Origin of the sequence: Xenorhabdus sp. KK7.4 (assembly GCF_963876465.1) — a bacterium.
GTDB lineage: Bacteria > Pseudomonadota > Gammaproteobacteria > Enterobacterales > Enterobacteriaceae > Xenorhabdus > Xenorhabdus stockiae.
Genome location: NZ_CAWNQF010000078.1, coordinates 131,372 through 142,338, shown reverse-complemented (window position 1 = coordinate 142,338; position 10,967 = coordinate 131,372). Strand labels below are relative to the sequence as shown.

7 protein-coding genes and 1 pseudogene are annotated in these 10,967 nt (G+C 37.7%); 2 read left to right on the top strand and 6 right to left on the bottom strand.

From position 1 onward, the window contains the following. The first annotated feature begins 17 nt into the window (after positions 1–17). Positions 18–1,616 carry a pyridoxal-dependent aspartate 1-decarboxylase PanP gene (panP, locus tag AACS90_RS13420; RefSeq protein ID WP_099120568.1) on the top strand — a complete coding sequence of 533 codons (1,599 nt, stop codon included), beginning with the start codon at positions 18–20 and terminating at the stop codon, positions 1,614–1,616. A gap of 134 nt (positions 1,617–1,750) precedes the next feature. Next, positions 1,751–2,002, top strand: a pseudogene (locus AACS90_RS13415) (ISNCY family transposase); the annotation flags it as partial. Positions 2,003–2,235: 233 nt separating this feature from the next. On the opposite strand, the gene AACS90_RS13410 reads toward AACS90_RS13415, so the two are convergent. From AACS90_RS13410 to AACS90_RS13385, 6 genes are all read right to left on the bottom strand, one after another. Then, positions 2,236–3,180, bottom strand: coding sequence for a hypothetical protein (locus AACS90_RS13410; protein WP_099120566.1), 945 nt, complete (start codon positions 3,178–3,180; stop codon positions 2,236–2,238). A 224-nt stretch (positions 3,181–3,404) separates the two neighbouring features. Further along, entirely contained in the window at positions 3,405–3,695 is a 291-nt protein-coding gene (locus AACS90_RS13405; protein WP_099120565.1) for a helix-turn-helix domain-containing protein, read from the bottom strand. Positions 3,696–4,073: 378 nt separating this feature from the next. After that, complete coding sequence (locus tag AACS90_RS13400) at positions 4,074–4,979, bottom strand: DUF4255 domain-containing protein (RefSeq protein WP_099120564.1); 906 nt, start codon at positions 4,977–4,979, stop codon at positions 4,074–4,076. A 77-nt stretch (positions 4,980–5,056) separates the two neighbouring features. After that, a complete protein-coding gene (locus AACS90_RS13395; protein ID WP_099120563.1) occupies positions 5,057–7,150 on the bottom strand; it encodes an ATP-binding protein in 2,094 nt (697 codons plus the stop codon). Positions 7,151–7,185: 35 nt separating this feature from the next. Continuing rightward, complete coding sequence (locus AACS90_RS13390; protein ID WP_153043638.1) at positions 7,186–9,621, bottom strand: contractile injection system tape measure protein; 2,436 nt, start codon at positions 9,619–9,621, stop codon at positions 7,186–7,188. A gap of 70 nt (positions 9,622–9,691) precedes the next feature. After that, complete coding sequence (locus AACS90_RS13385) at positions 9,692–10,960, bottom strand: tail fiber protein (protein ID WP_099120561.1); 1,269 nt, start codon at positions 10,958–10,960, stop codon at positions 9,692–9,694. Positions 10,961–10,967 lie beyond the last annotated feature (7 nt).

Here is a 10,967-nt window from a genome sequence, read left to right as displayed (position 1 = left end):
GTCTAAAGAGGCAAACTATGCAGGATTTTCTCAACCCATTTATGACAAATATCGGTGCGCAGGCGCTGTCCGCACTGGAAGCGGACATCACAGATAACCCGGTCAGCTATTGTCATGATAGGTTAAACAGGCCGGTATGCAGCCTTGAAGAACTGGAAAAACAGTTCTCTTCCGTGAGCATACCGGAATGCCCGGTTGATACCGGAATATACACCCGGTATCTGAGCGAAAATGTGCTAAATCAGGTTATGCCTGTTTCCTCACCTGCCTTTGTGGGCCATATGACATCCGCTCTTCCCCTGCACTTACCGGCGCTGGGGAAGATACTGACAGCGCTGAATCAAAATGTTGTCAAACTGGAAACTTCCCACGCCCTGACCGCGCTGGAGCGTCAGGTCTTGGGAATGATGCACAAACTCGTCTACAACTGTGATGACAACTTCTATCAAAAATGGCTTCACAATGGTGATCATGCGCTGGCGAGCTTCTGCTCCGGCGGAACCGTGGCTAACCTGACTGCATTATGGGCATGCCGGAATCAGCTTATGCCCGCAGATGGCGACTTTGCCGGACTGACTCGTGAAGGTTTAGCCCGTGGGTTAATCCATTATGGCTATAGCGGACTGGCGATTCTGGTATCAGAACTGGGGCATTATTCGCTGAAAAAAGCCGTCGATGTGCTGGGTCTTGGGCAGGATGCGCTGGTTAAAATCGCCACTGACAAAGACGGGAAAATCTGTCTTGATGACCTTCTCATCCAGTTACAGGAACTGCGCCGACGTAATATCAAACCGATGGCGATTGTCGGCATCGCTGGCAGTACCGAAACCGGCTCTATCGACCCGCTGGATGCGCTGGCTGATATCGCTGAACGGGAACAGTGTCATTTTCATGTCGATGCCGCATGGGGAGGTGCCAGCCTGTTATCAGAACGCTACCGGCACTTGTTCAAGGGCATCGAGCGTGCGGATAGCGTGACTATTGATGCACATAAACAGATGTACGTCCCAATGGGATCAGGCATGGTGCTATTCCGTCAGCCCACTATGGCCGATGCTATTGAACAGCATGCTAATTACATCTTACGTAAGGGATCAAAAGATCTGGGCAGACATACTCTGGAAGGTTCACGTAGCGCAATGTCGCTGATGCTACACAGTAACCTTCACCTGCTTGGGCGACAGGGAATGGCAGCTCTGATAGATGCAGGCATTGAGAAAGCACATCAGTTTGCGGACTTCATTCACCAACAGGAAGATTTCGAATTAATCAGCGAACCGCAGCTTTGCCTGTTGACTTACCGTTATGCTCCACCCACTGCAATTAAACTGATGCATGAGGGTTCTGAGTCGATACGACAAAAAGTACAGGACATGCTTAATGCCCTCAATCAGAATATCCAGACCATGCAGCGCTCTGCCGGAAAAACATTTGTTTCACGTACCAGTATTAAACCTGCGCAATGGAATAAACAACCAACGACTGTTTTTCGCGTTGTGCTGGCAAATCCACTAACAACGCCGGAAATACTGGAGGACATGATTGAAGAACAGCGCCAACTGGCAAGACAAAGTGAATTCTGGGGGGATTTGCAGGATTTGCTGAGCTCAAAGTGAAATAGGTTCTGAAAGCAGGATCATCATGAGTCGTTATATCGCTCAAAAGCCGATACGGGACTGACTAAGCGGCTTCGATATTGGAGCAGCCGATAATATATTGTACATTTATCGGCCATTCATGAATGGCGATTATTACTGATAAGGCAGAGGAACATATTGTGGCAAAAAAGTTGATGACTATTGCAGAACAGCTTGAGCAAAAAGGGCGCGAGCAGGGTCTTGAACAAGGCATCAGACAAGGAAAAGAAGAAGGCCGAGAAGAAGGCAAGGCCGAAGGTAAACTGGAAACGGCTCGCGCATTATTACAGCATGGTGTCAGTCTGGATATTATCGCCACCAGTACCGGGCTGAGCCGGGAAGAAATTGAAACGTTAAAACATTAAATCAATCGCTCTCTTTCACAGTAAAATGCCGATATTTAAAATCGGCATTTTTGTTTTAATTTAAGAGGGTTGTTATGTTTAATTATCAAAGAGTTTAAAATTTGGTATATTTCTCCTTTTTTATTTTTATAGAAAAATAATTAATTAGTAACAAAAATTATTAAATTTTTAGAGATTGATGAAAAGTCCCTACCTTTCACCTGAGACTAATAAATTCGTTCCCGTTGAATTTTCTATTGCCTCATCAATTCTTGATTATGTAATTTAATCCTATTTATAAATTCTGGAGTTGCACTCTTATCGTCTCCTATATAATCAGCACTGATTATTCCTGGATGAAGAATATTATTAATAGCATCGGCCAAAATATTTTTCTTTCTAGATAAATAATTTTTTACTCCCCTAGTAACTTCCCTATGTCGAACATTAGCGAATGGCATGTTCGTCTGAATAATATTAAGTTTATTTGCGGGCGCAGGTTTTGTATGAAAATCAGTAAGGGACTTGGCTGTCTCCTCTGCATCTGCTCTATTAGCCCATTTTGTGTTAACCTGCTCTTTATAGGGGTAAACAAAATCTTTCTCAACTCCATTATAACCATGCACCATAATCCCAATATTTTTCCCTTTATTTAATAAATCAACCGATGCATCTCCTAAATTTAGCGTGTCATTCTTGGTAATTAGATTACCATGATAATTTTTGAGTACTGTCTCTAAAAACACATCTGACGCTGCATTTTTTCTAGAAACAGTGTTCTTCTTACTCTCTCCTTTAAATACAAATTTGATGAGATAAAAATTATTGGTATCTTTTGCTGCATACTGCAACAACTCTATAACATCATCAACAGCATTCCCGCTCGCAACACTAGGACCATGAAAAAAACTAAATGAGTTATCTTTGTTCCGCGCTACGCGAATATCGAAGTATCTCGCTCCTGCTTCCGCTTGCTCTACCAAGGTTTTATTTTGGGTTTTAAATGCACCAGGAAATGCCTCCCCCAAACTTCTGGGTATTCTATTTTTATTTCTCCTTTTACTATAAGCATAGGTTCCTGCATCATGGCTGCCCAGCATAGCTATCTTAGATAATGGGGTATTATCAGGTAAGTCAATGTGATCGACATAGTCATCTTGTCTTGTATGTTCTATAGTTTCAATTTCATATGCATTCATAAATACTCCTTAATATTTCAATGAGAATGTAGCACTTTATATAAGTAAAATGTGGCTTAAATAAGCACTTATTAAAAATTGACAGCAAAGATAAATAAAGAAATAATGATTAAAGTTAATTTCATTATTAATATATAAAGTAGCTCTACTCTTGTTTGCTATTTTGTTATGAAACCTTGTTCAGGCTCAAAAAATAAAGTCACTTATTAAATTAAAACATGATGTTATTTTCTATAAACATCATCATATGGCGACTTATGATTCTTGTAGTCATTTTCAATATTTTTAAGTTCTTCATAAATTGAAAACACCTTATTGTACAAACACTCTCCTTCTTCCGTTAGAATTAACCCTTGGCTTTTTCTGACAAAGAGTTTCACACCTAATGAAAACTCCAGTTTCTTTAAGCTTCGGCTAATTGGTGACTCTGTGATAAAAAGCTCCTTTGTTGCCTTATTTATTGATTTATTTTTGGCTACAACAATAAAATTTACTAAATCTTTTGAAATAAACACCTGAACTCCTTTTTAAATTCGATAGGGTTTGCTTTTGGTGTTGTAAAATTATTAATGGATTTGTTTCACTTTTATTTTAATTATGTAATTTTTATAAATATTCATCATGGTGAAACCACATGATTTCGCAATAATATATAGACACATTCTTTTGTCAATAATTTAATATACAGAATTATAGCTTTAAGTAAAAATGATAATATATTTAAAAAACAATAAGTTGATTGTTAATGTTGATAAATCAACCTCATTATTCATAAATCTAATTTAAATATCATTAGCGTTAAGTCAGAGTAATTAACAATGTGATCACATAAAAATACAGAAAATCACTCTTAATTGGTTAGTCTTTGCCATTCCATAAGTTATAAAAATAAATCAAATTCCGAAAAGATGATCTTTTTCTATACTTTTAATACAGATTCCATAATCATCGACCGTGGTAATAATCTTGTTATTATTTAACCAGAACTCAAAGATTTTATTAATGCCTTGTAGATATTTCTGATGGGTAATTCCTGATACAGACAGAGATACCGAAATTTCCGCTGAATTATTTGAAGTCATAGCCTCTTTGATTGCTAATAGTTCAACTTTGCTCAGTGCCAGCCTAATATTCTCTTCATTTTCTGATTCCGCAACTGGCTGTCTTTGTAGTTCCATAATCAATAACTCCCGCAAAGCATGACCAATCTTTTCCTGACTGAGTGATGCCGTTTGTTGAACAGTTGAAGAAATGGTATTTATCGGTATCACTTTATCCTGCTCATCGGTGAGGCTAATTGGTATAGTCACGGAATAATTCAGCGAAAGTCGTGGGCGATTTCCCAGTGACTGCCAAAAACTCCCTAAACTATTTAAACTTTCTTTCGGTGGTACAACCTGAGTATAAGCGCCGGGAATACCTGCCAATTGGCGGTTATTAATCAACGCATTCAAGACTTGTGACATAACTTGTATGGCCTGATTATCCGGTTGACTATCCGGGCTGTTGGGATCAGTTGCGGGTTTAGCCGATTCCCAATAGGTAATCAGATAATTACATTTAATATTGACCCAACCCGGTAATAACCTCCCGGAGGTGGCATTAAACACTCTGGATTCTGTTGAGCGAAGCTGTAGATCTTCATGGATATCGTAAAGAAAGACACTCACCATCGCATCAGATTGTACGGTATCTAATTCAGGCAAATCGAAACGGATTGCCACTTTTTTATCCAGATACTTTTCCAGAATTCCCTTCATTGCTTTATTAACGTCGATAACAGTTTGCATTTTTAGCATAAAAAAACCTCTTATTTTATTATTTTGAATACGGTCAGGTCATTAATACATTTAATTTTTATCTATGTTTATTTCTATTAATTTTTAAACGTTAATCTACCTACTTTATCTAATTCTCGTAATAATGCGGTTTCAATATTATTATTATTAATTTCGTTATATTTGTTCTCTGCGGAAAATAGTGAAGACAATAAAGCAATATTACGAATATTGGCCCCTGTGACACTTGTTTGTTGAGCTAATTTATCGAAATCAACATCCTGAGCGACTTTTATATTTTCAGGCCAGATTGCCTGCCACATTTTCTTGCGGATAGCTTCATCCGGATAAGTAAAGCGAGTAATAAAAGTAAAACGGCGATTAAAGGCGTTATCCAAATGGCTACGATTATTGGTGGATAAAATAACCAATCCCGGATAATTCTCCAGCCGTTGCAACAGATAAGAGACTTCAATATTGGCATGCCTGTCTTGCGCATCTTTAGTTTCACTTCGTTTACCAAATAGCGCATCGGCTTCATCAAAGAATAAAACACCGGCATCCTGTTCTGCCAAGTCGAAGATACGGGATAAATTTTTCTCGGTTTCACCAATGTATTTATTCACCACAGTGGATAAATCCACTTTTATTAAGTCAACGCCAAGACAGTTGGCAATCACTTCTGCCGCCATCGTTTTCCCTGTCCCTGAATCACCATAAAACAACGCACTAATGCCGGTGCCATAACCAATTTTATCTTTAAAACCTCCCGCCAGAACTTGTTCCCGATACTTAATGGCCGTGAGTATTTCCTGTATTTGTTGAGCAATCTCATCAGAGACTAATAAATCTTTTAATGAACGTTTAGGCGTCACCCGCTGGGCCAATTGACCAAAGTTTTGTTGGGCACGTAAATTGAGCGCCTTATGAATATCGCATTGCTGCAAGATATCCAAAGGATCCCGTTGTTGTTGATAAAACTGAGCTTCTTCCAGAATCAATGGCAAAATTTCGGGATTAAAAGTGTAACGCTGGCTTAAGGCGATTGCGTCAATATTATTGGCACAGTGATTGGGCAATTGTGCCGTCAATAGATTGGTTTTTTCCTTTGAGGTCAAAACGGGCATCTCAACCAATAATGCTGATAACTTTCTCAGCCAGATCAGTGGAGAAGAAGGTTCAATTAAACAAATCACCCTTAATTCAGGTTGTTGTAATAAAGCGGAAAGAGGTTCCAGTAGCTGTTTATTCTGTTCGGCGAATAAGCAAAAATTTCGCAGTAATAAACAAGCGCCGCGCATACGGATTTCCCGCAAGATAAGCTTTATTCGCGAAAGCAAAGCTTTATCATCATTGTCAGCCAATTTAGCGATATCCACCATCAACGTTTGTCGTTCTTCTGACGCCATGATATTGGTAACCGCATAAGCTCTCGCACTGCCGGTAATACCTTTTAATAAGATTATCGGACGAATATCATCGTGTTCGGATAATAAAGCATTATTGAGTAATTGCTTTAATTTGGCTGGGTAATAGCCATTCTCTGCGGGCATTAGCCACTCACAATAATATTCTAAATCAGGCGGAATATAGTGCTGCCCAAGTAAAAAATGATACACACTGTTATCTGTGATAAAAGGAGTCTGAATCCAGGACGCCATTTTTTTACGGCTATCAATGGATAATAGCTGGCAGCCAATCAATGGTGAACGATGTAGAAAACTGACCTGTTGTGCCTGTTTCTCCATCATTGAGTGACAAAAGAGTTCCAACGCCAGCGTAAAAGTGGGAAATCGAGATTGTTGTTCTCCTTGAATTAATGCAAACAGTTGATAGTAGCGGCTATCAAAATGAGGAAGTAAACCTAACAGCAAAACATCTCTTTCAAAATCAGTCAGCTCAAAACGATCGACCAAATCAGTGAGTCGGGAAGCTACTGGCATGACGGTTTGCGGTATTACCAGACAATCATCATTGAACCAATGAGGTTTACCCATCGGGTTCTCCAGTCTGGTGATAATATCCTCTTCACTTAACAGAAACTCATCAAGGGGATCATCTTGCTGCCCTGATATACAATGGCAATGGTATTGAAGAACAAGATCAATACGTTCCAGTTGGCTAAATAAAAATGCTAAATTTGCATCATTATTTTGCTGAAATAAATTAGGGAAGACAGGCGCTGTATTCATAAATTCTTACTCAGACTATGTATTGTATTTGATGGTTATAACCATGTTATGGTGATGGGATATTTCAACCAGCTAAAGTGCGCGATATTGATTGGCCACGGCCATTCGCTTATCAGCACATCATAAACTTCGGGTTTAATATGAATATTTATTAAACCGTTTAATTCATTTAACTCCCCGGAACGCTGCAAAAATAAATGCCGAACATCATTTACACCCATTTTTTTCCAGGCCGGAAGTTGTACAACGGTTTTTTCCAGCCATTGGTTGATGGCGATTTTCTGTTCTGGCTCTGGTGTGAGCCATAGCGCATTATCATGCATGGGTAACCCACAAAGTATTTTATTGAGAGTCAGCCGCCATACAGGTATTTCCTCTTCGGCCCAAATCAGCCAATCAAGTAAACAGACAGCTTTCCTTTGCGCTTCAAGACTGACAAATTGATTTTTCTCCAATAAATCAAAAGTGCGGAAAAATGTTGGCAATAATGGCCATAAAATCATGCAACCGGCATTGCTGATGGATAAAACAGATTGTGCTGATGAAGTTTGAATCCCATTAATAGGCTGTGTGGGGGAAATTTGCGCTAAAGAAGTCGGTTTCAATAATTCGCTATGTTGTTCCTTGTTTTTTAAAATTGAAGCGTTTTGTTTTACCGTCTTCTCTATCAAACCATCATACTGTTGTGTAGCTGCTGGTTGATACTGTGTTTGTATAAGCTGAGATATTGACGGTACTGCATCTATTTGTATTTCGGTTTCATTGTGAGTCTGCTTTAATTGATTACACTCATCCTGAATGATATTTACTGCGGGTGTTTTCTTAATTTTAGTTTGTGATGTGCTTTCGGTTATTATATGAGTTTTATTATTATTTGGTTTTAATGAATTAAAAGTATTTCCAACTTTCTCTCTCTCCAATGTCAGCTTATTTTTAATGTTTAGGGCCATTTCTGTTTGTATATGGACTTCATTATTATCCGGCTTTAATGAACTGAAGCTATTTTCAACAAGTTCTCTATTCGGTATAAGATTATTTTTAACGTTTAATGTCGTTTCTGTTTGTGTATGGATTTCATTATTATCTAACTTTAACGAATGAGCGCTATTTTCAACAAGCTCTCTCTCCGATATCAAGTTATTTTTGACGTTTAATTTCGTTTCTATTTGTGTATGAATTTCATTATTATCCGGCTTTAATGAATTGAAACTATTTTCAGCAAATTCTCTCTCCGATGTCAGCTCGTTTTTAACGTTTAGTATCGTTTCTGCTGGTATATGGACTTTATCATTATTCCGCTTTAATAAATCAACACTCCTTTCAATAAATTCCCTCTCCGATTCCAGCTTATCTTTAACGTTTAGTTCCATTTCTGCTGGCATATGGAATTTATCATTATTCGGCTTTAATAAATCAACGCTACTTTCAATAATTTCTCTCTCCGATGCCAGCTTGTTTTTAACGTTTAGCGTCATTTCTGCTGGCATATAGAATTTATCATTATTCGGACTTAATAAATCAACGCTACTTTCAATAAGTTCTCTCTTCGATATCAGGTTATTTTTAACGTTTAGTATCGTTTCTGCTCGCGTATAAACTCCCTTATTATCTGGCTTTAACGAATTAAAGCGAGTTTCAATAAATTCTCTCTCCGATGTCAGTTTATTTTCAGTTTGTAAAATAAATTCTTTTTTTACGGCATGTTCATATCTCACCTGATGTTTCAGATAATACTCCGCAGATAACCTCAATTTTTCTGGCGTCACCTTTTTATCTATGGTTATCTTTGTTTGCGAGTTAATAAATTTGGATGCTATTTCTTCAGAAAATAATTTTCTTAGTAAACTAAGAACATCTGGTTGGCAAATTTGAATTAATCGGTTTAATCCCGCAGGTTGTAAGCAGTGTTTAGCTAACATAGGGAGCCATTGTTGTGGGTGCAGTCTAATATTTTCAATTAACCAATAACTGAACTCAGTATTTTTTACCTGTTGACATAAAATAGATGATTCCCAGTAACCATGATTTAAATAGTTATCAATGTTATTTAGTGTGAATTCTTCTGAACATAATGTACTGGACACACTAACCTTAGGTTTAGATTTTGATAAATCCTTACTTTCAGAGTTAATTTTTCCTGAAATAAATAAATCACAATCTACATTGTGCTTTACATTTATTTTTAACTCTTTGGTTTTGTTTTTTAATTCTCTTTCCAGTCGCCAGATAAATTGTTGTTCAAAATCTTCGAAAGCAATTTCTCCAAGATTTAAAACTATTTTTTCCAATGTATTATCATTATCCTGTGATGACCATTGCCCCACTTCCTCATCAATTAAGTAACGAAGTTTTAACTTAAATAGATCAGAACACTTTTTAAGTATTTTATTGCTATGGTGTTTTTCTATTTCAAGTGAAATTGATAATTTATCAATCACATTGTTGAATTTTATTTTGTGATTCTTTTCCACAATAGTCGCCACTTTACATTTCGTGAATATTTTTAATGGGCGAAAAACATTAACGCCCATTGTTAAATGTTTATAGCTTCATAATAAATGCTAAAATATAGTAAGGTGATACTGTATTAACTTGATGTGTATGGCTCGGAAGAGTCGTCGATGCAGTATGGTCATGACCTTCTGAGCTGCCTGCTGAACTGGTGTAAGGCCACCAATGATCATAATTAACCGTTCTTATCCACGGTTCTTCTGTAGAATTATATATTATTCGATAGCCGCTAAGATCCTTGTTATTAATTTCATCATTCAGATCATTATTTAATACTGCACTATATCTTAACCCTGTATTTTGTGTAAACCCTCCACCTTGTATGTGTTTATGCTTTGGTATTTGTTTTATATTTAATTTAGTTTCATTTACCCTGACATCCATTATTTCCGTTGCATTTTCTTTGCTATTGACGATAAAAAATTTGGAATTTTTTTGCCCTGCTGCACTCTTTGAACTTTTTCCACCGATATCTTCAACGGTTCCACCGAGTATAAATCGATCAATTAGATCCGGAGTTCCCTTAGTTCCATCACATAATGCCCAGCCTTGTGGTATGGCTGAACCTGAAAACATGGTAATCATTCCTTTTGGCAATACAGTATTAGGATCAATAGTAATATGATCATCATCTATCTTAATACCATTACCCGTTTTAACGCGGATACCTGACGAACTATTACCAATACCACCATCTGTATGAAGATGGACTTCCAGGCCATCACCAACCTTAATTCCCCTCCCGGCCTTAACTTTTATGCCAGAACTATCAACTGTGATGCTGGAATCTGCTGATGCCGTTTCTAATTCACCATCTGAGTTAAATTTTATTCCGCTGCCTGTTTTTATGGCGATCCCATTACCATCAACAACCAATCCTTTATTCCCAGCTACTTTTACCGCAATACTATTTGTATGAACTGTAATTCCATGTCCCTGACCAATAGATATTCCATCGCTTCTATTATTAGTGAGGCCACTACCCAGCCTGACAGATAAAATATCTTCTTCTAATGCTAATGGCGCTGAATTTCTGTGATCAAAAGTCCCCATTTTTAAATTCAGCGTACCGTCATCACCCAGCTTTAATCCTGCTCCCGGTCCATTTTGGTGTGGTGCCTGACCACAGGCTTTACGCCCAATATCCGCAATATCAATTAATTGGCTGAAATCAATTTGTAAAGGAATGCTGCCTTCTTTAAATTTATATTTCAATTTATCCGTTTCGGGGCCAACACCTTTTTCATTAGATGATATTTGTTGATCTTGTGCTTTTGCGGAATAAATAATTTCTTTCATGGTTAAC